This is a genomic window from Pseudarthrobacter sp. 05T312 (genome assembly GCF_056396685.1).
In genome coordinates, this window is sequence record NZ_JBFTLY010000012.1 from 89,730 (window position 1) to 114,015 (window position 24,286).

The 24,286-nt window shown below is 67.3% G+C and carries 21 protein-coding genes; 18 read left to right on the forward strand and 3 right to left on the reverse strand.

The window, feature by feature from the left end; genetic code table 11:
- Positions 1–5 precede the first annotated feature (5 nt).
- The 6 genes from AC1DIP_RS15320 (at position 6) to AC1DIP_RS15345 (ending at position 6,522) form a co-directional block, all read left to right on the forward strand.
- Positions 6–2,042: a bifunctional aldolase/short-chain dehydrogenase gene (locus tag AC1DIP_RS15320; protein WP_477734234.1), complete on the forward strand. Its 2,037-nt coding sequence runs from the start codon at positions 6–8 to the stop codon at positions 2,040–2,042.
- Complete coding sequence (locus AC1DIP_RS15325; RefSeq protein ID WP_477734235.1) at positions 2,039–3,523, forward strand: rhamnulokinase; 1,485 nt, start codon at positions 2,039–2,041, stop codon at positions 3,521–3,523. Before AC1DIP_RS15320 ends, AC1DIP_RS15325 begins: the two co-directional genes overlap by 4 nt.
- Before the next feature lie 2 nt (positions 3,524–3,525).
- Complete coding sequence (locus AC1DIP_RS15330; protein ID WP_477734236.1) at positions 3,526–4,539, forward strand: acetylxylan esterase; 1,014 nt, start codon at positions 3,526–3,528, stop codon at positions 4,537–4,539.
- Between the two features lie 243 nt (positions 4,540–4,782).
- Positions 4,783–5,904: a 3-deoxy-7-phosphoheptulonate synthase gene (locus AC1DIP_RS15335; protein ID WP_477734237.1), complete on the forward strand. Its 1,122-nt coding sequence runs from the start codon at positions 4,783–4,785 to the stop codon at positions 5,902–5,904.
- Positions 5,905–6,059: 155 nt separating this feature from the next.
- Entirely contained in the window at positions 6,060–6,272 is a 213-nt protein-coding gene (locus AC1DIP_RS15340) for a helix-turn-helix domain-containing protein (protein ID WP_043452394.1), read from the forward strand.
- Positions 6,273–6,423: 151 nt separating this feature from the next.
- Complete coding sequence (locus AC1DIP_RS15345; protein ID WP_003792170.1) at positions 6,424–6,522, forward strand: 30S ribosomal protein bS22; 99 nt, start codon at positions 6,424–6,426, stop codon at positions 6,520–6,522.
- Between the two features lie 60 nt (positions 6,523–6,582).
- Here AC1DIP_RS15345 and AC1DIP_RS15350 read toward each other — a convergent pair whose 3' ends face one another.
- Positions 6,583–7,401: an HAD-IB family hydrolase gene (locus tag AC1DIP_RS15350; RefSeq protein WP_476207089.1), complete on the reverse strand. Its 819-nt coding sequence runs from the start codon at positions 7,399–7,401 to the stop codon at positions 6,583–6,585.
- A 78-nt stretch (positions 7,402–7,479) separates the two neighbouring features.
- On the opposite strand from AC1DIP_RS15350, the gene AC1DIP_RS15355 reads away from it, so the two are divergent.
- Together AC1DIP_RS15355 and AC1DIP_RS15360 are read left to right on the forward strand one after the other, a co-directional pair.
- Positions 7,480–7,734: a glutaredoxin family protein gene (locus AC1DIP_RS15355; protein WP_476207087.1), complete on the forward strand. Its 255-nt coding sequence runs from the start codon at positions 7,480–7,482 to the stop codon at positions 7,732–7,734.
- A 10-nt stretch (positions 7,735–7,744) separates the two neighbouring features.
- Positions 7,745–8,449, forward strand: coding sequence for a redox-sensing transcriptional repressor Rex (locus AC1DIP_RS15360; RefSeq protein WP_476207085.1), 705 nt, complete (start codon positions 7,745–7,747; stop codon positions 8,447–8,449).
- A 69-nt stretch (positions 8,450–8,518) separates the two neighbouring features.
- Here the strand turns inward: AC1DIP_RS15360 and AC1DIP_RS15365 are convergent, their stop codons facing one another.
- Entirely contained in the window at positions 8,519–9,301 is a 783-nt protein-coding gene (locus AC1DIP_RS15365) for a hypothetical protein (protein ID WP_476207083.1), read from the reverse strand.
- Between the two features lie 221 nt (positions 9,302–9,522).
- Entirely contained in the window at positions 9,523–10,071 is a 549-nt protein-coding gene (locus tag AC1DIP_RS15370; protein WP_477734238.1) for a YceI family protein, read from the reverse strand.
- A gap of 215 nt (positions 10,072–10,286) precedes the next feature.
- On the opposite strand from AC1DIP_RS15370, the gene AC1DIP_RS15375 reads away from it, so the two are divergent.
- The 10 genes from AC1DIP_RS15375 (at position 10,287) to AC1DIP_RS15420 (ending at position 24,279) form a co-directional block, all read left to right on the forward strand.
- Complete coding sequence (locus AC1DIP_RS15375) at positions 10,287–10,967, forward strand: histidine phosphatase family protein (RefSeq protein ID WP_476207079.1); 681 nt, start codon at positions 10,287–10,289, stop codon at positions 10,965–10,967.
- Between the two features lie 2 nt (positions 10,968–10,969).
- Positions 10,970–11,581, forward strand: coding sequence for a redoxin domain-containing protein (locus AC1DIP_RS15380; RefSeq protein WP_476207077.1), 612 nt, complete (start codon positions 10,970–10,972; stop codon positions 11,579–11,581).
- Positions 11,582–11,596: 15 nt separating this feature from the next.
- Entirely contained in the window at positions 11,597–12,352 is a 756-nt protein-coding gene (locus AC1DIP_RS15385; RefSeq protein WP_477734239.1) for a cytochrome c biogenesis CcdA family protein, read from the forward strand.
- Positions 12,352–14,109: a cytochrome c biogenesis protein ResB gene (gene resB, locus AC1DIP_RS15390; protein WP_477734240.1), complete on the forward strand. Its 1,758-nt coding sequence runs from the start codon at positions 12,352–12,354 to the stop codon at positions 14,107–14,109. The genes AC1DIP_RS15385 and resB overlap by 1 nt, the downstream gene beginning before the upstream one ends.
- A complete protein-coding gene (ccsB, locus tag AC1DIP_RS15395; RefSeq protein WP_476207072.1) occupies positions 14,109–15,197 on the forward strand; it encodes a c-type cytochrome biogenesis protein CcsB in 1,089 nt (362 codons plus the stop codon). The genes resB and ccsB overlap by 1 nt, the downstream gene beginning before the upstream one ends.
- 172 nt (positions 15,198–15,369) lie before the next feature.
- Positions 15,370–17,505 carry an Hsp70 family protein gene (locus tag AC1DIP_RS15400; protein WP_477734241.1) on the forward strand — a complete coding sequence of 712 codons (2,136 nt, stop codon included), beginning with the start codon at positions 15,370–15,372 and terminating at the stop codon, positions 17,503–17,505.
- Position 17,506: 1 nt separating this feature from the next.
- Complete coding sequence (locus AC1DIP_RS15405) at positions 17,507–19,594, forward strand: LuxR C-terminal-related transcriptional regulator (RefSeq protein ID WP_476207068.1); 2,088 nt, start codon at positions 17,507–17,509, stop codon at positions 19,592–19,594.
- Positions 19,595–19,757: 163 nt separating this feature from the next.
- The gene (locus AC1DIP_RS15410) at positions 19,758–20,813 is read left to right on the forward strand and encodes an IniB N-terminal domain-containing protein (RefSeq protein WP_477734242.1); all 1,056 of its coding nucleotides are present in this window, start codon (positions 19,758–19,760) and stop codon (positions 20,811–20,813) included.
- Positions 20,814–20,908: 95 nt separating this feature from the next.
- Positions 20,909–22,777 (forward strand): dynamin family protein, encoded by a 1,869-nt coding sequence (locus AC1DIP_RS15415; protein ID WP_477734243.1) that lies wholly within the window; start codon positions 20,909–20,911, stop codon positions 22,775–22,777.
- Positions 22,774–24,279, forward strand: a complete 1,506-nt coding sequence (locus tag AC1DIP_RS15420; protein ID WP_477734244.1) for a dynamin family protein — start codon at positions 22,774–22,776, stop codon at positions 24,277–24,279. The genes AC1DIP_RS15415 and AC1DIP_RS15420 overlap by 4 nt, the downstream gene beginning before the upstream one ends.
- Positions 24,280–24,286 lie beyond the last annotated feature (7 nt).

The following is a 24,286-nucleotide window of genomic DNA, read 5'->3' on the forward strand; positions in this document are numbered from 1 at the left end:
AAGTTATGACGAACAAGACTGTTGAAGAGCTGATTTCGCGTTCGAACCGTTTGGGTGCGGACAAGCGGAACACGAATTTCGCCGGCGGCAACACCTCGGCCAAGGGCACCGAAACGGACCCGGTTACGGGCCAGGACGTGCAACTGCTGTGGGTCAAGGGCTCCGGCGGCGACCTGGGCACCCTGAAGGAGCAGAACCTTGCGGTGCTGCGCCTGGACCGGCTGGCCGCGCTGAAGAACGTCTACCCGGGCGTTGAGCGCGAGGACGAGATGGTGGCCGCGTTCGATTACTGCCTGCACGGCAAGGGCGGCGCGGCCCCGTCGATCGATACGGCGATGCACGGGCTTGTGGACGCCGCGCACGTGGACCACCTGCACCCGGACTCCGGCATCGCCATTGCCACTGCCGTGGACGGCGAGGCGCTGACCGGGAAGATCTTCGGCGACAAGGTGGTGTGGGTGCCGTGGCGCCGTCCCGGGTTCCAGCTGGGCCTGGACATCGCCGCGATCAAGGACGCCAACCCGCAGGCCATCGGCACCATCCTGGGCGGCCACGGCATCACCGCCTGGGGCGCCACCAGCGAAGAAGCAGAGGCCAACTCGCTGTGGATCATCGACCAGGCTGAAAAGTACATCAGGGACAACGGCAAGGCCGAGCCCTTCGGCGCCAAGCTCGCCGGTTATGGGGCGCTGCCCGAGGCTGAGCGCCGTGCCAAGGCAGCCGCCCTGGCACCAGTGATCCGCGGCCTGGCCTCCACGGACAAGCCGCAGCTGGGGCACTTCAGTGATGACGCCGTCGTCCTGGACTTCCTCGAAGCAGCCGAACACCCGCGGCTCGGCGCGCTCGGCACCTCCTGCCCGGACCACTTCCTGCGCACCAAGGTCAAGCCGCTCATCCTGGACCTGCCCGCCGACGCCAGCGTGGAGGACTCGATCGCACGCCTGCACGAACTGCACGCCGACTACCGCGAGGACTACCAGGCCTACTACGACCGGCACAAGGACCAGGACTCCCCGGCGCTGCGCGGCGCGGACCCGGCCATCGTGCTGGTCCCCGGCGTGGGCATGTTCTCCTTCGGGGCGAACAAGCAGACCGCCCGGGTGGCCGGCGAGTTCTACATCAACGCCATCAACGTCATGCGCGGCGCGGAGGCAATCTCCACTTACGCCCCGATCGAGGAATCCGAGAAGTTCCGGATCGAGTACTGGGCGCTGGAGGAAGCCAAGCTCGCCCGGATGCCCAAACCCAAGTCCCACGCCACCCGCATCGCGCTGGTGACCGGCGCGGCCTCCGGCATCGGCAAGGCCATCGCAACACGGCTGGCGTCCGACGGCGCGTGCGTTGTCATTGCCGACCTGAATCTTGAGAACGCACAAAAGGTCGCCGAGGAGCTGGGCGGTGCCGACGTCGCCATCGGCGTCCAGGCGGACGTCACCGACGAGGCCCAGGTCGCCGCTGCGATCGACGCCGCTGTCCTGGCGTTCGGCGGCGTGGACCTGGTGGTTAACAACGCCGGCCTGTCCATCTCCAAGCCGCTGCTGGAAACCACCGAAAAGGACTGGGACCTGCAGCACAACGTCATGGCCAAGGGCTCATTCCTGGTGGCCAAGGCCGCCGCGAAGGTCATGATCGCCCAAGGCATGGGCGGGGACATCATCTACATCTCGTCCAAGAACTCCGTGTTCGCCGGCCCCAACAACATCGCCTACTCCGCCACCAAGGCCGACCAGGCCCACCAGGTCCGGCTCCTCGCGGCCGAACTGGGCGAGCACGGCATCCGTGTCAACGGCATCAACCCCGACGGCGTGGTCCGCGGCTCCGGGATCTTCGCCGGCGGCTGGGGCGCCAAACGCGCCGCCGTCTACGGCGTGGACGAGGAAAAACTGGGGGAGTACTACGCCCAGCGCACCCTGCTCAAGCGCGAGGTCCTGCCCGAGCACGTGGCCAACGCCGCCGCCGTCCTTACCAGCAACGAACTGTCCCACACCACCGGCCTGCACATCCCCGTGGACGCCGGGGTGGCGGCGGCCTTCCTGCGGTGAGTGCCTTGCCTGCCAATGCCGACGGCGGCGTGCCCACCCCCAGGGTGTTTGCCGGCGTCGACATCGGCGCCTCCTCCGGCCGCGTGATCCTTGGCCGCGCTGGCGGGAGCGGAGTCTCCCTGGAGACCGTCCACCGCTTCCCCAACGGCGTGGTGGAGCACGGCGGCGGCCTCCGCTGGGACTTCGACGCCCTGTTCGCGGAAGTACTTAAGGGGTTGGCTGCCGCGGCGACAGTCGCCGCCGTGCAGGGGGAACGGATCGCCAGCATCGGCATCGACACGTGGGCCGTGGACTACGGACTGGTCAACAAGGCCGGTGAACTGGTGGACCAGCCCTACAGCTACCGCGACGACCGCAGCCGCGCCGCCGTCGCGCCCGTACACGCCAAGCTGGACCCCAGCCGCCTGTACCAGACCACAGGCCTGCAGTTCCTGCAGTTCAACACCATCTACCAGCTGGCCACCGAGAAGGACCTGGACGGGCTGCAGGCACTCCTCATTCCGGACCTGATCGCCTTCCGGCTCACCGGCGCGCGGCGGACCGAGGCCACCAACGCCTCCACCACCGGACTGTTTGACGCCGTGGCGGGGGAGTGGGCCACCGAGTTCTTCACGGCGCTGGGCCTGCGCAAAGACCTGTTCCCGCCGCTGATCCAGCCCGGCGAAACCGTCGGAACACTCCTGCCGAAGGTTGCCGCCGCCGTGGACCTGCCGCAGGACACGAAAGTCGTGGCCGTCGGTTCACACGACACCGCTTCAGCGGTCGCCGCGGTCCCCGCGGACCAGGAAAACTTCGCGTACATCTCCTCGGGCACCTGGTCGCTGGTGGGGCTGGAACTGCAGCACCCGGTCCTGACCGGGGGCAGCCGGGAAGCGAATTTCACCAATGAACGCGGCGTGGACGGCACCACCCGCTACCTGCGCAACGTGGGCGGACTGTGGCTGCTGAGCGAATGCCAGCGCACCTGGGCGTCGGAAGGGTTCAAACCCGACCTCACGGCCCTGCTGGCCGCGGCCGCCGCACTGCCCGCCGGCGGACCCCAAATCAACGCCGACGATCCGTACTTCATCTCCCCGGACAACATGCCCGAGCGCATCCGTGCGGCGGTCCGGCGCACCGGCGATGTCCTGCCCAACGATCCGGCCACCATCACCCGCTGCATCATGGACAGCCTCGCAGCCGGCTACGCCAGGACCATCACCGCTGCGGAACGCCTCGCGGGCCGTTCCGTGGACGTGGTGCACGTGGTGGGCGGCGGCTCCCAGAACGCCCTGCTCTGCCAGCTCACCGCCAACGCCACGGGACGTCCCGTCGTCGCCGGACCGGTCGAAGCCACCGCCCTGGGCAACGTGCTGGTCCAGGCGCGGGCCGCCGGGGCCGTCGACGGCGGGCTGGCCGAGCTCCGCCGGATCGTCGCCACCGGAACCAGCCTGGACCGGTACCAGCCACTTGTCGCTGCGCGCCAAGGATGCGTGAATTAGGAATGCCCCTCTTCGACCTTCCCCTGGCCCAGCTGCTCAGCTACACCTCCGGGGTCACGCCGCCGGGGGACCTCAAGGCGTTTTGGGATGCCACGGTGCGGGAGGCCCGGGCGTATCCACTGGCCGCCACATTCGAACCGGTGGAGAACTACCTCACCGTGATTGAGACCTTCGACGTCACGTTCTCCGGTTTTGGCGGTGCTCCGGTCAAAGGCTGGCTGCATCTTCCCGCCCACCGGGAGGCTGGTGTCCAGCTTCCGGTGGTGGTGCACTACATCGGCTACTCGGGCGGGCGGGGCCTGGCCAACCAGGACACCCGCTGGGCGCAGGCCGGGTACGCCCACTTCATCATGGACACCCGCGGCCAGGGGTACGGCGGCATGGTGGGCGACACCCCCGACCCCCACCCCTCCGCCGGGGACGTGGCACACGCAGGCCTCATGACCAGGGGCATCGCCAGCCGGGAGGACTACTACTTCCGCAGGGTCTATGTGGACGCCTTCCGCGCCGTGGAGGCGGCGCAGGCACACCCCGCCGTCGATCCCGCCAAGGTGGTGCTGGCGGGCGTCAGCCAGGGAGGCGGCCTGGTGGTGGCCACTGCAGGGCTCACCGCGGGACGGCTCGACGGCGTCATCGCCGCGCTGCCCGATGTCCCCTTCCTGCAGGACTTCCCCCGTGCCATCGACATCACCCCACGCGGCCCGTACCCGGAGATCGCCCAGTTCCTCGCCCGGCACCGGGACCGCTACGACGCCGCCCTGAAGGTCCTCAACTATTTCGACGGCGTCAATTTGGCCCGCTGGGCCTCCGTTCCGGCACTGTATTCCGCTGCCCAGATGGATGACATCTGCCCGCCGTCCACGGTTTTCGCCAGCTACAACGCCTATGGCTCCGCGGCAGCATCGGGCAGCACTCCCGGCAAGGAGATCGAGGTGTACCGATTCAACAACCACGAAGGCGGCCAGGAACACCACTGGATCCGGCAGCTGCAGTTCCTGCGCAAGCTCCTTGGGTAGGCGAGTGCACCGGAATGTGACGCAACCGATTTTGCGGCCTCCGTGTGCCGGGTTTATGGTCACTTCCATGACTAACCGTTGGTATGCGTATTTTTCGTTGGCTCTGGAGGAGCCCGCGTCTAACTGACACGCATCCAACTTCCTTCAGAGCCAACAGGGCAGAGATCATTCTCTGCCCTTCGCCGTTTCTCCGGCGGGTTCTGAAATCCGGGCCCGCTTCCCATCTGGAACAGGACCCCGAACATGAGCACCGCAACAGCAGCAGCACCGGCCAGCGACACCAAGTCCACCTCGAACCTGCGCGTCAGCGAATTCACCCCGCTGCCCACCCCGTCGGCACTCCTCACCAAACTGCCCCTGGACGCCCGGGCCGCCGCCGTCGTCGAACGCGGACGCGATGAGGTGCGCGCCATCATGGACGGCGTGGATGACCGCCTGCTGGTCATCGTGGGTCCCTGCTCCATCCACGACCCCAAGGCCGGACTCGAGTACGCGCGGCGGCTGGTCAGCCAGGCAGAGAAGCACAAGGAAGACCTGCTGATCGTCATGCGGACCTACTTCGAGAAGCCGCGCACCACGGTGGGCTGGAAGGGCCTGATCAACGATCCCCGGCTGGACGGCAGCCATGACATGGTCACCGGCCTCCGCACGGCCCGGCAGTTCCTGCAGCAGGTCACCGCGCTGGGCCTGCCCACCGCCACCGAATTCCTGGAGCCGATCAGCCCCCAGTACATGGCGGACCTGATCTCGTGGGGTGCCATCGGTGCGCGCACCACGGAGAGCCAGATCCACCGGCAGTTGGCGTCCGGGCTTTCCATGCCCATCGGGTTCAAGAACGGGACCGACGGCGCCCTGCAGGTAGCCATCGATGCCTGCGGTGCCGCCGGGGCGGCGCAGGCGTTCCTGGGGATCGACGGCGAGGGCCGGGCAGCGCTGGTGGCAACGGCAGGAAACCCCGACACCCACGTCATCCTCCGCGGCGGCCGGAAGGGCCCCAACTACTCAGCGGCCGATGTGGAACGCGCCTCCACCGAACTGGCGGGCAAGGGGCTCAATCCCCGCCTGATCGTTGACGCGAGCCACGCCAACAGCGGCAAGAGCCACCACCGGCAGGCGGAGGTCGCATTGGAGATCGGTGCCCAGCTTGAGGACGGGGGAGTGGCGGCCCGGGCGGTTGCCGGCGTCATGCTGGAAAGCTTCCTGGTGGGCGGAGCGCAGAACCTGGACGTTGCGGAGCACGCCGCGGGACGGGCGGAACTGGTCTACGGCCAGAGCGTGACGGACGCCTGCATGGACTGGGATGTCTCGGCGTCTGTCCTGGAGCAGCTCGCGGCGTCGGCGCGGAAGCGGCGGCAGCAGAATTAGGGGGCGAAATAGGGGAGGCCACTACTTTCACATCTGCCACATGAACATCTAGAGTATCTATTTAGGTGGTTGGTGGATGGCTCAGCATCGGAACACCGCATCGGCACGTACCTGGGGTCACTGTTGTCCATCCGTCAGCAAAGGAAAATAGGGAAATGTCGGCAGAACAGAACTTCTCCAACGCGAAGTTCCTCACCGTGGCTGAAGTGGCCGAGGTCATGCGCGTCTCCAAAATGACTGTTTACCGCCTGGTCCACTCCGGCGAAATGCCCGCGGTGCGCTTCGGCCGCTCCTACCGGGTCCCCGAAAACGCCGTCGAACAGTACCTCAAGGGTGCTGTTGTGGACGGCCACACCGAGACCGCCTGAGGCCACCTGTCCTGAGCCGCTCCCGATAAGCGGTACCCTGTTAAGGAACGTTTTACGTCATTGTAAGAATCTGTCAGTTGTTCAGTTCGTAGCTTTGTCCACGGACATTCCCCATCAGGCAGGTACTGCATCTAGTTTGTAAGGAACTTTCGTGGGTTCAGTTATTAAGAAGCGTCGCAAGCGTATGGCCAAGAAGAAGCACCGCAAGCTGCTTCGCAAGACCCGTCACCAGCGCCGCAACAAGAAGTAGCGATACTTCGAACAGCGTGGAAATGCCCGTCGCCTTCCAAGGCGGCGGGCATTTTTTTGGCTACGCCCGGGGGCCGCGGATGCGGGCGAAGCCTTTCCAGAGGCCGTAGATGGCGCCGCCGAAGGTCGCTGCCTTCAGACCAAGGGTGGCGGCGCGGCGGCCGGCGCGGAAATCATAGACCGGCCAGTTCCGGTCGCGGGCGTGGCGGCGGAGCTTGGCGTCCGGGTTGATGGCCACCGGGTGGCCTACGAGCGAGAGCAGCGGAACGTCATTGTAGGAATCGCTGTACGCCCAGCAGCGCTTGAGGTCCAGGTCCTCCTGGTCCGCGATGGCCTGCACGGCTACCGCCTTGGCCGAGCCGTGGAGGATGTCTCCCACCAGGCGTCCGGTGTACATGCCGTCCGACACTTCCCCCACCGTGCCCAGGGCCCCCGTCAATCCCAGCCGGGTGGAGATCACCGTGGCCACTTCGATGGGCGTGGCCGTTACCAGCCAGACGCGGCGGCCCACGCGGAGGTGCTGTTCTGCCAGCGCCTTGGCACCGGGCCAGATCCGCGACGCGATCATCTCGTCGTAGACCTCTTCACCCAGCGCCTTGATGTCGTCAACGGTGATGCCGGCGGCGAGGGTCAGGGCCGAATCGCGGACCGCATGGACGTCGTCGATGTTTTCCCCGCGCGCCACGAACTTGAACTGCTTCCACGCGAACCCGGCAGCCTGGATCAGCGTGAACGCCCCCCGCTGGTGCATCTTGCGGGCCACATGGAAGAGGCTGGCACCGCGCATCAGGGTATTGTCCACGTCGAAAAACGCCGCCTCACCGGGCTGCGGCGCAGCAACCGGCCGTGTAACGACGGCGACGTATTTCTCCTCGGGCATGGACTTGAGTCTAGTCAATCCACCCGCCCGGCGCCGTCGGCGTCACCTGCACCGCGCGAACGGCGATACCGTTAAGCCATGGCTACCCCCCGCGTCGTCCTGGTCACCAAAGCTGACTGCCACCTCTGCGAAGAGGCGCGCGACGCCGTCGGCCGGGTCACGGCCGCGTTGGGCCTTGAGTGGAGCGAAGAGCTGGTGGACAACCAGCCCGAACTGCGGGAGCGCTACGCCGAAGAGATCCCCGTGGTCCTGGTGGACGGGGTGCAGCGCGACTTCTGGAAAATCGACGAAGCCCGGCTGGAACGCGTCCTGCAGCGCGCCATGGCCAAGTAGGGGGATGCCAGTGACGTCCTTGGATTCAACCCCCCAGCCTGTGCCGGACGTTCCGGATGCCGCGGGCACACCGGCCAAGCAGATTCCTCCCGCTGCCGTGGCCCGGTTGACGCTCTACCTCCGTGCCCTGAACACGCTGCTGGCCGAGGGGGTTGAGCGTGTCTCGTCGGAATCGCTCGCAGAAGCCTCCGGCGTCAGCTCCTCCACGCTGCGCAAGGACCTGTCCCACGTGGGGTCCTACGGCACCAGGGGAGTGGGCTACGAGGTGCAGTACCTGAGCCGCCACATCGCTGCGGCCCTGGGGCTGACGCATGACTGGAAAGTGGCCATCGTTGGAGCCGGAAACCTGGGCAAGGCACTGGCGCGCTACGGCGGCTTCGAATCGCGGGGCTTCGACGTGGTGGCCATTTTCGACGCGGACCAGATGGTGGTGGGCAACGAGGTGGGATGGCTGCGGGTCAGCGACGTGGCAGACCTCGAGACCGTCCTCCACCGCACCGGGGCAAACATGGTGGTGCTGGCCCTTCCCGCGGCCGTGGCCCAGGGCATCTGCGACCGGGTGGTGGCTGCCGGCGTGCACAGCGTGCTCAGCTTTGCTCCCGTCATGCTGCAGGTCCCTGAGGGAGTCAACCTCCGCAAGGTGGACATGGCCACCGAGCTCCAGATCCTGGCCTATCACGCCCAACGCGCGCAGGCGCCGGGACAGCCGGCCTGAGGACAGGTCTAAAAGCGGTGGCCCGGGATGCTGGACATCCCGGGCCACCGTTGCAGTCTGCCGTAGGCTTTACCGCCCGTAAGGGTTGCCGAAGCCGCCGGAATAGGGGTTGGCGAACGGCTGCTGCTTCCGGAAATACGGGGCAGCGGCCGGGAGGTAGAGCAGGACAATGGCGGCAATGCCCAGGACCGTCCCGAGCGTTCCGAAGGTGGGGACCCCGAACAGGCCCAAAACGGAGAGTGCCGCGAACACGGTTCCGAGGATGCGTGCCCAGTTCCTGCCCTTGCGGATGAAGAACGCCACCAGCAGGTAGAGCGCGACGCCGATGATCGCGAAGACGACCAGGGTGCCGGCGATGACGCTCTTGATGTCGTCATACGTGACGGCTGCTCCGCTGGCTTTCACCTGCTGCTCGAAAGCCTGCCGGAACTGTGGATCATCGAGTTGGGTGAGGCCGGCGAGCACGGAAACGACAAAAATCACCGCGGACGCGATCAGCAGCCAGAACGAGATGTTCACCAGCTGCGGGATGCCGTTGCTTCCCGCCGGCTGTGGCTGCTCCGAGGGGTACTGGCCGTACGGGGACTGCCCATACGGCGCCTGCCCGTACTGGGGTGCATTCTGGGCATACTGGGAACCGTACTGCGGTGCATTCTGGCCATACTGCGGCGCTGCGGGCGGCTGCGAACCGTACTGGGGCTGGTTCTGCCCGTACTGCGGTGCGTTCTGGCCATACTGGGGCGCATTCTGGCCGTAGCGCGGCTGCTCGGGTCCGGGCTGCTGGCTGCCGGACTGGTCATTGCCGGAGTAGGGATCTTGGGGCGCGGGAGGCGGGACGGGAGGAGTACTCATGGGCGTTCCTTCTGCAGGTCGGGATCCAGGTAGGCTGCCGGGAATCGGTCCTCAGCCTTCCCCCCAGCATGGCTTAGCTCCACCGTACCCCCGGCAGGCGGAGATGTGGGTGATTCGGGCGGCATTCACGCCCACGACCGTGCCTGCAGGGCGTATTTAAACAGCACACCCCGGCACCGGGCCGAAAAGGCCTGGTGCCGGGGTGCGCCGGGTGGTGAAAGTTATGCTGCGGGCGCGATGAAGGCGAGTTCGAGGTTGATGGCAACCTTGTCGCTGACCAGCACGCCGCCGGCTTCGAGGACGGCGTTCCAGGTGAGGCCGAAATCCTTGCGGCTGATGGTGGTCTCGGCGGTGAGGCCGGCGCGGGTGTTGCCGAACGGATCGACGGCCACGCCGTGGAGCTCGGTCTCGAGGGCCACGGGACGGGTGACGCCCTTGATGGTGAGGTCGCCCTGGAGCTCGTAGGCGTCGCCCTTGGGGACGATTGCATTGGAAACGAAGGAGATCTCCGGGAACTTCTCAACGTCGAAGAAGTCTTCGCCGCGTACGTGGCCGTCACGGTTGACGTCGCCGGAGTCGAAGCTGGAGGTCTTGATAGTGGCGTTGACCTTGGAGTCGGCCACGTTCTCGGCGAGGTTCAGGGTGGCCTCGGCCTCTTTGAACTGGCCGCGGACCTTGCTGATGCCCGCGTGACGGACGGTGAAGCCGATCTCGCTGTGGGAGTTGTCCAGGGTCCAGGTGCCGGTGGTGACGTCTGCGGGAAGTGCCATGATGTTGCTCCTTGGTGTGAATGCCTGCTGTAGTCCTGCGGTTGAACCTTCATCGGTTGAAGCCTCAACTATCTTGCTGCATCCAGTATAAACATGCGTTTGCATGTTTTGTTCCCGGTTTCGGAACATTTCTTCAGAAACTTAAGTTCTACTCTTTGTAGAAAGCGCGTCCGGGAGATTTCGGATCGCACGCCATCTTTGAGAAACTGGTAAACATGCCCCAAGCCACTGTCCATCTGCTCCGCCACGGCGAGGTCCACAATCCCGACGGCGTTCTCTATGGACGGCTCCCCGAATTCCACCTCTCCGATCTGGGGCAGGAGATGGCCCGCACCCTGGCCGACCACTTCCGGCAGCGCGCCGAGCGCGGAGCCCGGATCACCTACCTGGCCGCCTCGCCGCTTGACCGTGCGCAGGAGACGGCACGGCCGACGTCGGAAGCGCTGCGCCTGCAGATCCACACCGACCAGCGCATCATCGAAGCGGAAAACTACTTCGAGGGCATGAAGGTCACCAAGGCCGAACTCCGCCGGCCGAAGCACTGGCCGCGCCTGGTCAACCCGCTGCGCCCGTCGTGGGGCGAACCGTACAAGGAGCAGGCGGCGCGGGTAGCGGCTGCTGTCCAGGACGCGCGGCTGCAGGCCATCGCACTGGCCGCCGGCGACTTCGGTGCCGCAGGCCCCGAGGCGATCCTCGTCAGCCACCAGCTGCCCATCTGGGCAGCCCGGCTGAGCGCCGAAGGCCGCCCCTTGTGGCACGACCCGCGCAAGCGCGAGTGCACCCTGACATCCCTTACGTCCCTGGTTTTCGACGACGACGGCTCGCTCTTGCGGGTCGAGTACAGCGAGCCCGCGGCGTCCCTTCTTCCCGGTGCCGCCAGCACCCCTGGAGCCTAGCAGTGAGCAACAACACCCTTCCCTCGCGCCGGAGCCTGCTTTCGGCAGGCGGCCTGGCCCTGACCGCGCTGACCCTTGGCCTGTCCGGCTGCGCCCAGGAGGATGCGCTGGCCAAGCAGGCCAAGGCCGGCGACAACAAGAACTATGTTGCCGGCGACGGCTCCGTAACCGAGTTCGCCGTCGGGGACCGCAAGGAAGCCGTGCAGATCCAGGGAGCGCTTTTCAGTGGCGCCGCTGTGACCCCGGCCGACTTCCAGGGCAAGGTCAGCGTCCTGAACTTCTGGTTCGCCGCCTGCGCACCGTGCCGTGTGGAGGCGCCGCTCCTGGAGGAGCTGCACCAGGAGTTCAAGGACCAGGGCGTACAGTTCTTCGGCGTCAACCTCCGGGACGAGAAGCCCACGGCCGAAGCGTTCGAGAAGACCTTCAACCTGACCTACCCCAGCTTTGACGACAAGGACGGCGGCGTCCTGCTCTCCGTTTCCGGCCTGGTCCCGCCCGGTGCCGTACCCACCACGCTGGTGCTGGACAAGCAGGGCCGCGTGGCCTCCAGGGTCCTCGGCGAAATCGAGAAGGGCACCCTGAAAGCCCTCATCACCGCCGCCGTGGCGGAATAGGGACGGGCCGGGACCGTGAACAGCCCCTTCGCCGAAGCCATCCTCAGCGGCTCCCTCCTGCTCGCCATTCCGGTGGCCCTGCTGGCAGGACTGGTGTCGTTCCTTTCGCCCTGCGTCCTTCCCCTGGTGCCCGGCTACTTGGGCTATGTGACCGGACTGAGCGGCGTGGACCTGCAAAAGCAGAAACGCGGGCGGATGCTGGCGGGCATTGGGTTGTTCGTCCTGGGCTTCTCCGTGATCTTCGTCCTGCTGGGCGGTGCATTCGGCCAGCTGGGCACCCTCATCACGGGCAGCCAGAATGCCTGGATCACCCAGCTCCTGGGAATCCTGGTCATCATCATGGGGATCGTCTTCATGGGCGGTTTCGGCTGGCTGCAGCGTGACGCGAAGATCCACGCAAAGCCGCCCGCCGGGCTCTGGGGAGCGCCCCTGCTGGGCCTGACCTTCGGCCTGGGCTGGGCCCCGTGCATAGGCCCCACCTATTCCGCCGTGCAGTTGCTCAGCCTCTCCGGCGGGTCCTCTGCCGCCAAGGGTGCATTCCTGGCTTTTGTCTACAGCCTGGGACTTGGCATCCCGTTCCTGCTGATCGCCCTGGCCCTGCGCCGGGGCCTGGGCGTCATGGCATTCTTCCGCAAGCACCGCGTGGCCATCCAGCGGACCGGCGGCGGGATCCTGGTGGTGCTCGGGATACTGATGGCCACCGGGGTGTGGGGTGCCTGGGTGACCGGGCTGCAGTACTGGTTCCAAACCGACGTGAAGTTGCCGATCTGATGAGCGAGCGTGTGAACGTAAAGAAGAAGCAATCCGCCCCTGTAGCAGAGGCGAAAGCCCAGGCCGCCCTTCCGGCCCTGGGACCCAAGGGCATGCTGCGGTGGGCCTGGACCCAGCTGACCAGCATGCGCACCGCGCTGTTCCTGCTGCTGCTCCTTGCCGTCGCCGCCGTCCCCGGATCGCTGTTCCCGCAGCGGCCGGCAAACCCGGCCGTGGTGACCCAGTACATCAAGGACCACCCGGACTACGGCAAGCTGCTGGACTCCCTGCAGCTCTACGACGTCTACTCCTCGGCCTGGTTCTCGGCGATCTACCTGCTGCTGTTCATTTCCCTGATCGGCTGCGTGGTGCCCCGCGCCATCGCCCACTACAAGGCCATGCGTTCCCAGCCGCCGCGGACCCCACAGCGCCTGTCCCGGCTGCCCGAATACGGCACCCTGGTGATCCCCTCCGGTGCCGCCATCCCGTCGTCGGACGCCATTAACGGTGCCGCCCGGGTGCTGCGTAAGCGCGGCTACCGAGTGGAGGTCAGGGATGCCGACGGCGCCCTTCCGTCCCTGGGCGCCGAACGCGGCTTCATGAAGGAAGTGGGCAACCTGGTCTTCCACACCTCGCTCATCGGCGTGCTGGTGTCCGTGGCAGCCGGCGGCCTGTTCGGGTACAGCGGCCAGCGCATCCTGGTGGAAGGCGACACGTTCGTGAACACCCTGGTGGGCTACGACCAGTTCAACCCTGGCACCAACTTCCAGTCCAGCCAGCTCCAGCCCTACTCGCTGCAGCTGGACAAGTTCAACATCACGTTTGACCGTGAATCCAAGGGCAAGTTCGGCCAGCCCATCGACTTCGCCGCCACGGTGACCACCAAGGAAAACCCGGACGCTCCGCCCAAGCAGGAGACCCTCAAGGTCAACGACCCCGTGAACCTCGGCGGCACCAGCATCTACCTCACCGGCAACGGCTACGCCCCGGTGGTGACCATCCGGGACGGAGCGGGCAACGTGGCCATGCAGGGCCCCGTGGTGGCAAAGCTGCAGGGCGAGAACTACTACTCCTCCGTGGTGATCAAGGTTCCTGACGCCCAGCCGGACCAGCTGGGCTTCGTGGGCTTCTTCCTGCCCACCGCGTTCGTCACGGACAAGAACGTCTCCTTCAGCGCAGACCCCGAGCTGTTCAACCCGCAGCTGACCCTGAACTCCTACTATGGCGACCTGGGCCTGAACAAGGGTGCGCCGCAGAACGTCTTCGAACTGGACGTCAAGAACCTGACCCCGCTCAACGCCCGGAACCTGGCAGCCGGCGGCATCACGCTGACCCCCGGGGCAACGGCCACCCTTCCGGACGGCAAGGGCAGCATCAGCTTCGACGGCGTCAAGCGGTACATCGGCGTGGACATCCACCACAACCCGGGGCAGCTCTACGCCCTGGTCTTCGCCCTGCTGGCCGTTGCAGGCCTGATCCTCTCGCTCTACGTCAACCGCCGGCGCGTCTGGGTACGCACCGGCACCGCCGCCGACGGCCGCACCATGGTTGAATACGGGCTCCTGGCCCGCGGCGAGGACCACCGCCTGGCCGGCGAGGCAGCCGCGCTGCGGAAACTCTTCGCCGCAGAGTGGCAGCTGCCTGAAGAGGGCACCCCTGAGGATGCCGCTTCCGGGGACGCCGCCCCGTCCCAGCAAACTCCCAGCCGGACAGGCGATAATGTCGCAGGCTCCGTCAGCACCCCAGCAGGCCCCACCGGGCCCGAAAAGGACCAGTAATGCCATTTGGAATCAACGAAACCATGGGCCAGTACAGCGAACTCTTCATGCTGCTGGCGGCGGGTACCTACACGGTGGCCTTCATTGCCTTCGCCTGGGACCTCGCCAAGAGCAGCAAGGCCCTGCGCGCCGTGGACCTCAAGGCCGCGCAGGCCGGGACCGCCGCCAAGGTTCCCGTGGGGGCCGGCGTTGCCACGGGTTCTGCCGGGGGCCGCCTGAGCGGGCCGGCCGACCGTGCCGAGCGCCCGTCGTCGTCCACTGCCAAGGCCGGCGGCGCAGGAACCGACGGCATCGTCACGGCCGACGGCGATATGAAGTATGCCGCGGAGCGCCGGGTTCCGGCGCGGGTCGCCGTTGCCCTGACCACCCTCGCCGTCCTGATCCACGCCGCCGGCGTTGTCACCAGGGCGCTGGGAGCCGGGCGGGTGCCGTGGGGCAACATGTACGAATTCCTCACCACCGGCGCGTTCCTGGTGGCGGCCGTCTTCCTGCTCTCGCTCATCCGCCGCGACCTGCGCTTCCTGGGCACCTTCGTGGTGGGCCTGGTGATCATCATGATGGTGGCCGCTTCGGTGGCCTTCTGGACCCCCGTTGGCCACCTCGTTCCCGCCCTGCAGAGCTACTGGCTTGTTATCCACGTTTCCATCGCGGTGCTTTCCTCGGCCCTGTTCACCCTGACGTTCGCGATGTCGGCGCTCCAGCTGGTCCAGTCCCACCGGCAGAAGACCGTTGCCGCCGGCGGGACCGACAAGCTTGGTTTCATGCGCCTGGTGCCCTCCGCACTGAGCCTTGAGAACCTGTCCTACCGGATCAATGCCATCGCCTTCATTGGCTGGACCTTCACCCTCATGTTCGGCGCCATCTGGGCCGAAAAGGCCTGGGGCCGGTTCTGGGGCTGGGACACCAAGGAGGTGTGGACGTTCGTGATCTGGGTTGTCTACGCAGGCTACCTGCACGCCCGGGCCACCCGTGGCTGGACCGGAACCCGCGCTGCCTGGCTGTCGATCGTCGGCTACTTCTGCGTGATCTTCAACTTCACCATCGTGAACACCTTGTTCAACGGGCTCCACTCCTACTCCGGCCTCTAGGAGGGCCTTTCCGGCCTGCAGCGACCGGGAAACCACGCACAATGCGGCACCTGGCCGCCAAATAACCATTCGATGTAGCAACAGGGCTGTCCCCGGGTCCCTCGGAATGCTACGTTGGTGACGTTCACTGTGATGAAGCTTGCATGTGGACGGCCAGCCTTCCGAGGTAACAATGAGCTACGCACTCGCCGTAGACGTCGGGACCAGTTTCACGGCAGCCGCCGTGGTTCGCTTTCACCAAGGTCCTTCCGCTGTGCCCGAGTGCCTGCCCCTGGGCGCGCGTGGAGCATCCGTCCCCTCCGTGGTCTACTTCCCCGAGGAAGGCACCGTCCTGGTGGGCGAGGCTGCGGAGCGCCGAGGACTGGACTCACCGGAGCGAGTTGCCCGGGAATTCAAACGCCGCATCGGCGACGACGTCCCCATCATCCTGGGAACCCTGGCGCTTCAGCCGGAGGACGTCTTCGCCACCGTAGCCCGCTGGGTGGCAGACCGGGCCGCCGAACGTGAGGGCGGTCCGGCGTCGGCCGTCTTCCTGACCCACCCCGCCGCGTGGGGCAGCCACCGGCTGTCCGTGATCCGCGAGGCCCTCACCGCCCACGGCGTGGAGAACGTGACCCTCCTCCCCGAACCGGAGGCCGCAGCACTGCACTACGCATCCCAGGTGCGGGTGGAGGAAGGCAGCACCATCGCCGTGTACGACCTCGGCGGGGGCACCTTCGACACCGCCGTCCTCAGGAAGGCCGGCAGCAGCCGCTTCGAACTGCTGGGCCGCCCTGAGGGCATTGAAGACCTTGGCGGTGCCGATTTCGACGCCGCGGTGTTCAGCTACGTCGCCGCCCACACCGGCAATGCCCTGGCGGACCTTGACGCCGCCGATCCCACGGTCCTTGGCGCCTTGGCCCGGCTCCGGCGCGAATGCGTGGAAGCCAAGGAAGCCCTGTCCGCGGACAGCGAGGCAAGCATTCCGGTGCTCCTGCCCGGCGTGCAGCAGCAGGTCCGCCTGGTCCGTTCAGAGTTTGAGGCCCTGATCGAAGAGCCCGTGCGGGAAACGGTGGACGCCCTGGAACACTCCCTGGCGCAGCTCCACCTTGCCCCGGCGGACCTGTCCACGGTGCTGTTGATCGGCGGCTCGTCGCGGATCCCGCTGGTGGCGCAGGTGGTCTCCGAGGAGCTGGACCGTCCCATCGCGGTGGACGCTGACCCCAAGTCCTCCATCTGCCTGGGGGCGGCCGTGGCGGCACTCCTTGCCCACACCGCAGCAGCCCTGGAAACGGCGGAACCGGCAGGAACCGAACCCGTAGAAACCCCTGCCTCGCTGGCTGAAACGGTCACCGCAGGGGCACCGCCCGTCGTCGTACCCGCCGTGCCACCGGCCCCCACCGGCCCGGCAATGCCCAGCTGGTCGCGCAAATATGCGACGGCGGGAGCCGGGCCCGGGCAGGGCGCCGGCCGGCGTGAGTGGCATGGTGAAAGGGGCGCCCATGCCCCGAAACCCACCGTCCGCATCACTGCCGTCGCCGCGGCGGCTGCCCTCCTGACGGTCCTTACGGCCACTGCCGCGCAAAGTCCCGACGGCTTCGGAAGCCTGACCGCCATGTTCGTGCCGCAGGCCGGCGCGAGCACGGAGGGTGGCTCCACCGGCCCGGCAGCTGCGGGCGCAGGGGGAACCCCAACAGCGGGTGCCCCCCAGCCACTCGCAGGCATCGAAGCAAGTGTCCGGAAGCCGATCGGGCAGGAACCGGGACTCGACGTCTCCGCCTCACCCACCACGCGCCAGGCCCCGGGCGGTGAAGCCGCCGTGGGCGGAGCAAACCCGGGCGGACCGGCGGCCGCCGGCGGGAATCCACCTCCCGGAACCGACGCGGGTGCCACAGGGACGGGCATTGTTCCCGATTCAGCCACCGTGGGTCCGGCAATGCCGCCAGGCACCGCCGACCCCATGCCAACAGACCCTGCCCCCGTTGACACGGCGTCGCCGGACACCACGACGCCCACGCCCACGGACAGCGCCCCGCCAACAACGACGGACCCGGGAACGTCGTCGCCCAGCGGCACTGTCGACCCGTCGGGCTCCGGCACCCCTACTCCTGATCCCGGCACGTCGTCCCCCGGCACCGGGGAAACGACCCCCACCGTAGTGCCCACCACCATGGCGGCTCCGGACCCGACGGGTGATCCCGCCGTTTCCCCCACGGCTGACCTGACGCCTACCCCGGCCGTTGCACCGTCACCCACTCCGGAGGACACCACCGCCAGTCCCATTGAAACTGCCGTCGCGACGGCCTCGACCACCTCACCGGGGGCCTGACATGGATGGAAACCTGCAGCGGGCAGAGCGGCCCGTACCACTGCACACCGCACCGGACCACCAGGGGCACCCACCCCATGTGGCCGAGCTGATGGCCAAACAGCTGAAAGGCGCGAACGCTGCCCTGCGGGAGCTGCTGCTGGCGCTCTCGGTTGGCTTCGCCCTGCCCGGCCCGCTGCCCGCAGACCTCCAGCACAAGCTCATGAGCGGCACCGTGGAGGACCTCGATTCCCTGGTGGACCGCGCCGAAGCCGCCGGACTGCTGACGCCGGACGGCACGGTGGTGGGGACCGCCCAGCACGCGCTGCTGAGCGCCGCGCCCACCGCCAAAGTCCACGCGCTCCAGCGCGAGCTCGTGACAGTATTCGCGTCCTCGGGCCAACCACTTGGCCACCTGGCCCGCGAGTTGGCCAGGGGCGGCCTGGCGGATCCCCGGGTGGCCGCGGAACTGGAGCAGGCGGCGGACGCCATGTTGGAAACCGACCCCCGGCTTGCATCGCAACTCTACGAGGAAGCGCTCCTGGCCGGCGCCGATCCGCTTGCCTTGGCAGCAAGGCGCGCCCAGGCCGCGGCCGGTGACGGGGAACTCGACGCAGCGGCGCGCATCATCGATGCCCTCCTGGTCAGCCCGGACCCGCCGGACGTGCGCCGCGGGGCCGACGTCGCTGCTGCCGTGTGGGCGCAGCGCGGCATGCTGGCCCGGGGCGCGGACGTTTACAGCTGGCTGGGCCCGGGACGGGTGGGACCCTCCGCGCCGCTCGCTGCCGTGGCCATGATCGGCGCCGGTGACCGGGCAGCGGCGGAGGCCTTCTTCCGGCCCGAGGCTCCGGCGGCCTCGCCAACGCTCCTCGCGGCCGCACTGGTGCAGACCGGCCAGGGAATCCTCGCATCCCTGGGAGACAAGCCGCACCAGGGCATCTCCATCCTGATCCACGCCTCGGACATGCTGAACTCTGCGGGCACGGCCCTTCCGCTGCCCGAGACGCCAGCTGCGCTGGCGGCACTGCTGGCCCTGCACAGCGGGGAACCACACCTGGCCGAAACCGTCTGCCGGGCGGCCGCAGCTGCCGGGCAAGGCGGCCATACTGCCCAGCCCCGGCTCCTGCTGCTCCAGGCCTGGGCAGCCATGATGCAGGACAAACTCGAGGACGCCCGCCTGGCCGCCACGGAGGCGGCCAAAGCAAACCATTGGCCGCTGGTCCCGCGCGATGAGTTCATGAGCGCGGCCCTGGAAGTGGGGCTTGCCCGCAGGAACGGCGACGTTCCTGAACTGATCAAGGCCTGGGAACGGGCGCGCGAAGCCATGCTTCACACATCAGTGGACCTGTACAACCTGCTGCCGTGGGGGGAACTGCTGATCGCGGCGGCCAGGCTGCGCGAGACGCGCCGCGTGGCGCAGTATCTCGAAGACGCCTGGAAGTTGCTGGGCCGCCTGGGCGGCCCCGCACTATGGGCTGTTCCCCTGCACTGGTCCGCCGTGCAGGCTGCGCTGCTGAGCGAAAGCCCGGCCGATCTCGCCCCGCACGCAACCGCATTGGCACGGGCGTCTGCCCACAGCCAGCTCGCCGCCGTCCTCGCCACGGCAGGCAAAGCCTGGGTCTCCGTGCTGGCCGGCCGCTTCCGGACCGCGGAGGTGGAGGGTGCGGCAAGGCTGCTCGGTGCGGTGGGAATGCCGTGGGAGGGTGCCCGGCTCGCCGGCCACGCTGCAGCCCGTGCCGAGGAGCGGCGCGACATGATGCGCCTGCTCTCGTGCGCCCGGGACCTTCATCCGCAGGGAAGCCCCGCCGGCGGGGCGTCGGGGGCAGCGGAAGTGCAGGCAGGCAACAGTGCCGACAACGGAGGCAAAGGGGCCCAGCCAGACGCGTCCGGTTTGAGCGAGCGGGAAAAGGAAGTGGCCAGGCTGGTGCTTGAAGGCAAGACGTACCGGGAGATCGGCGAGGCCATCTACATCTCACCCAGGACGGCGGAGCACCACATCGCCAGGATCCGGCGCCGGCTGGGGGCGGAAAACAGGTCCGACCTGCTGGCCCGCCTGCGCCTGTCCCTTGGCGTGGAACATTCCCAGCAGCTGAATCCACAGCAGGAATAACCCTAATACCCCTAGGCGCGGGGGTGTTGGTGCCCCGGAACGGCATTTACGCGTAGGGGGGATGCGCCCGATGCCCTGTCCCCGGTGACGAATCTAGGTTGGAACCACTTGGATACGTTCACCGGATGATCCACAACTCAATGAAGATGTGAGGACCACTCATATGCCAACACTCGCAAATGACCTCGTCCAGTTCCTCATGCAACTCTTTGGGAACCGGGAAGCGATCCAGGAGTTCCTGGATGACCCGGAAAGGGCGCTCGAGGAACACGGGCTGGCCAACGTATGCTCGGCTGACGTTGACGCCGCGATGCCAGTCGTCCTCGACTACGCGCCCATCACCCTCAATGCCCTGTCCTTTGTCCGGGGCAACGCCGGCAGCATATGGCCCGGGTCCGCAGGTGGTTCGGCCACACACGCCGGAAACGCACCGGCCATCCACGCCGGCGGGATGGCTGCAGGCTATGGCAGCGCCACCTACGACCACGATGACCACTCCCATGCGGTACAGCAGCTCCAAAACGTGGTGAACCACTTCTCCTACACCACGCAGACCACCATGCTGGACGACCGGGATACCATCACGGACCAGTCAGTCAGCCAGAACATCTGGGCGCATGGGGACGTGGAGCAGTGGTTCGACAACCACGCCGCGGTGGCTTCGGGCGACCGCGCGGTCGCCGCCGGTGACGACGCCGCAGTCCGGGACTCCAATAACGTCAGGGATTCGTACAACACCGACCATTCGACCGATAACTCCACGGACAACTCCGTCCATGCCGGCGGCGACGTCAGCATCGGCACGGAGCAGACGGACATCTCCGGCTCCTTCAACACCGACCTCGGCCTGGACGTGGACGATTCCTTCAACGACAGCTCGGACAATTCCTACCACCCGGACTATTCGGACCATTCCGTCAGTACCGACATGGACCTCGACGCCAGGGACTCGTTCAACGATAATTCCGACAACTCCACGAACAGTTCGGTGGAGGTGGACGATTCCTTCAACCATGACAGTTCCACCACCACAGCAGTGGAAGTCCACGTGGACGATTCCTTCCAGGACAACCCGGCCACGAGCATCGTGGAGGACAACCTGGTGGTCGCGGACAACCCGCTCGATTTCACGGAGGACAACTCGACGCACCCAGATGTGGACCTGGACAGCCACGCGACCATCGATGATGCAGTGGTTGACGACTCCACCGCGCTGTAACACGCTAGTTCGGTAAGGCGAACCGCCCGGCGGGCGGGCACTGGGCAGGGGGACACGCTGTGGCAGAGGAAGGACCGGCAAGGCCAACGGGGCCCATGACATCCGGGCAGCTGGTGAAGCTCCTGGAACAGGGGCTTCAGCTGGTGGGCGACCGGGACCGTGCCGACCTCCGCCGGAGGCTGGGCCAGGCCATGGCCCGGCTGCAGGACCCCAGCATCCGGGTCATTGTGGTGGGGGAGTTCAAACAGGGCAAGAGCAAGCTCATCAATGCCCTGGTGAACGCTCCGGTCTGCCCGGTGGACGACGACATCGCCACCTCCCTGCCCACCATCGTCCGCTATGGCGAACCGGCCTCGGCCGCCGTCCTGGTCCCCACAACGGATACGTCTGCCGGGGACGCTGCCGGCCATGCCGCGGAGGACAGCGTGGAGCGCCGGCCCATCGAACTTTCAGACTTGCCGGCTTTTGTCTCCGAGCAGGGCAATCCGGGCAATAGCCGCAAGCTCACAGCCGCCGAAGTCTGCCTGCCCCGCCGCATCCTGACCGGGGGCCTCACGATTATCGACTCTCCGGGTGTTGGCGGCATGGGCTCGGCCCACACCCTGACCACCCTTACCGCCCTGCCCACCGCGGACGCCATGCTGCTGGTCTCGGACGCATCCCAGGAGTACACGGAACCGGAGCTGCGGTTCCTGCGCCAGGCCATGCGGATTACCCCCAGCGTGGCCGCGGTCCTGTCCAAGACGGACCTCTACCCGGACTGGCGGCACGTCGAGGAGCTGGACAGGGCCCACCTGGAGCAGGTGGCACCGGACATCCCGCTGTTCCCGTTGTCAGCCGACCTCCGCCTGGAGGCTTCACGGCTCCAGGACGCAGAGCTCAACAGCGAATCGGGCTTCCCGGACCTGGTGGCCCACCTGCGCAACGACATCGTGGGAAAGGCCCAGCGCATCCAGCGGCGCTCCGTCAGCCAGGACCTGCTCTCCGTCACCGAAAACCTCCGGCTGTCCCTCCAGTCCGAACTGGAGGCGCTGGAGAACCCCGGCGGCACCCCGCAGATGCTCGCAGCGCTGGAACAGGCCAAGACGGAAGCCGATGAACTGCGGAAGCGCTCCGCCAGGTGGCAGCTGACGCTCAGCGATGGCATCAACGATCTCATCGCCGACATGGAATACGACCTCCGTGACCGCCTGCGCCGGATCCAGCGGGAAGCCGAGACTGCCATCGACCAGGGCGACCCAGGGCCGGTCTGGACGCAATTCTCCCAGTGGCTTGAGGAATGCGTTGCCGCTGCGGTTTCGGACACGTTCGTCTGGACCAGCGAGCGCTCGCAATGGCTGGCGGCACAGGTGGCCGAACACTTCGCCGCCGACGAGGTTGCCCTGCCCGTCCTGCATGTCTCGGAGTCCGGGGACGCGCTGGACCCGGTGGACCAGATGCCGGAGCTGGACCCCGGCCGCGTGAACCCGATCCAAAAGGTCCTCATCGGCATGCGCGGGTCCTACGGCGGCGTCCTGATGTTTGGGCTGCTGACCGGCATTTTCGGAATGGCCCTGATCAATCCGCTCTCGGTGGGCGCCGGGCTGCTGCTGGGCCGCAAGGCCTACCGGGAGGACAAGGAAACACGGCTGAAGCGCCGGCAGGGGGAGGCGAAAGCGCTGGTCAGGCGGCAGCTGGACGATGTGACGTTCCAGGTGGGAAAGCAGTTGAAGGACAGGTTGCGCCTGGTGCAGCGCACCATCCGGGACCACTTCACCGAGATCGCCGACGAATACCACCGGTCGCTGTCGGATTCGGTGTCAGCGGCCCAGAAGGCAGCCAATTCCTATGCCCAGGAAAAGGAGGGCCGCATTCGGGACATCAGGGCTGAACTGAGGAAGGTGGATGCCCTGCACCGCGCCGCGGCAGCGGTGTCCGCCGAGGTTTCCGCTGCCGGAACCCGTTCTGCGGCGGGGGTGGGATGACGGCGTCCACCACGGCCGGAGCCGCAGGGCTGATCCGCGAAGCCCTTGAGGTGTATGCCGATGACCCGCTCGCCATCAAGGCGCTGCAGGGCCATGCCCAGCGCTTGGCCGAGCCTTTGAGGATTGCCATCGCAGGGATGGTGAAAGCAGGGAAATCCACCCTCCTGAACGCCATCATCGGCGAAGAAATCGCACCCACCGACACCGGCGAATGTACGCGGATTGTCACCTGGTACCGATACGGCCACACGCCCCGGATCACGTTGCACCCGGTTGGGGGCGAGCCCCGGAACCTTCCCCTGAAGCGCGTGGACGGCCGCTTGGTCTTCGTCCTCGACGGCGCGCGGGCGGAAGAGGTGGAGCGCCTCGACGTCGAATGGCCTTCGCCGGCCCTGCGGGCCATGACCCTGATCGATACCCCCGGGATCGCCTCCCTTTCCCAGGAGGTGTCCGCACGGTCGGTCAGGTTCCTTACCCCGGAGGATTCGGCCTCGGAAGCTGATGCCGTGGTCTACCTGCTGCGGCACCTGCACGCATCCGACATCCGGTTCCTGGAGTCCTTCCGTGACACGTCGGCCGGCCGCTCGGGCACCGTCAATGCCATCGCGGTGCTGTCGCGGGCGGACGAGGTGGGGGCCGGGCGCATCGACTCGCTGCTGTCCGCCGGGGCCATCGCAGAACGGTACAGCCGGGACCCCAACCTGCGGAAGCTCGCGCTCGGGGTCGTCCCCGTGGCGGGGCTCCTGGCCCAAAGCGCCCGCACCCTGCGCCAGGCGGACTTTGAGGCCCTCCAGCTCCTGGCCACCGTTGACCGGGCTGCCCGCGAGCGGATGATGCTGTCGGCCGACAGGTTCCGCCGCTCCACGGAACCGCACGAACTGACGGAAGAGGCCCGGGCCTCACTGCTGGAACGCTACGGACTCTTTGGTATCCGGCTGGCTGTGGTCCTGGTCCGCAACGGGTTTGGCGACCCCACCCCGCTGGCGCACGAACTGGCAAGGCGCAGCGGGCTGGATCCATTGCTGGAACTGCTGGACCGTCAGTTCCAGGCGAGGGCAGAAGCGTTGAAGGCCAGGACGGCGCTGGCAGCCGTGGAAAGCCTGCTGGCCGGGCGCCCCCGGGAGGGGACTGAACGCTTGGCGGAGTCCCTGGAGCGGCTGCAGGCCAACGCGCACGAATTCCGTGAGCTGCGGTTGCTGGCCGCGCTCCGGACCTCGGGGGTGGAACTGGCCCCGGAGCTGGCGGCGGAAGCCGAACGGCTTATCGGGGGCCTGGGCGCCGACGCAACCCAGCGGCTGGGCGTGGCGTCGGGCACGGATCCGGAGGCACTGGCCGCCGAGGCGCGCAGCGTGCTGGCCCGCTGGCGCAGGGTGTCCGAAAATCCCCTGACCGCACGGTCCGCCGTCGAAGCCTGCCGGGTGGTGATCCGCAGCTGCGAGGGCGTCCTGGCGGCTTGCACCGGCAGGGAAACCGGAACGGCCCGGCAGCCGCAGTCAGCGTAGGGGTGCG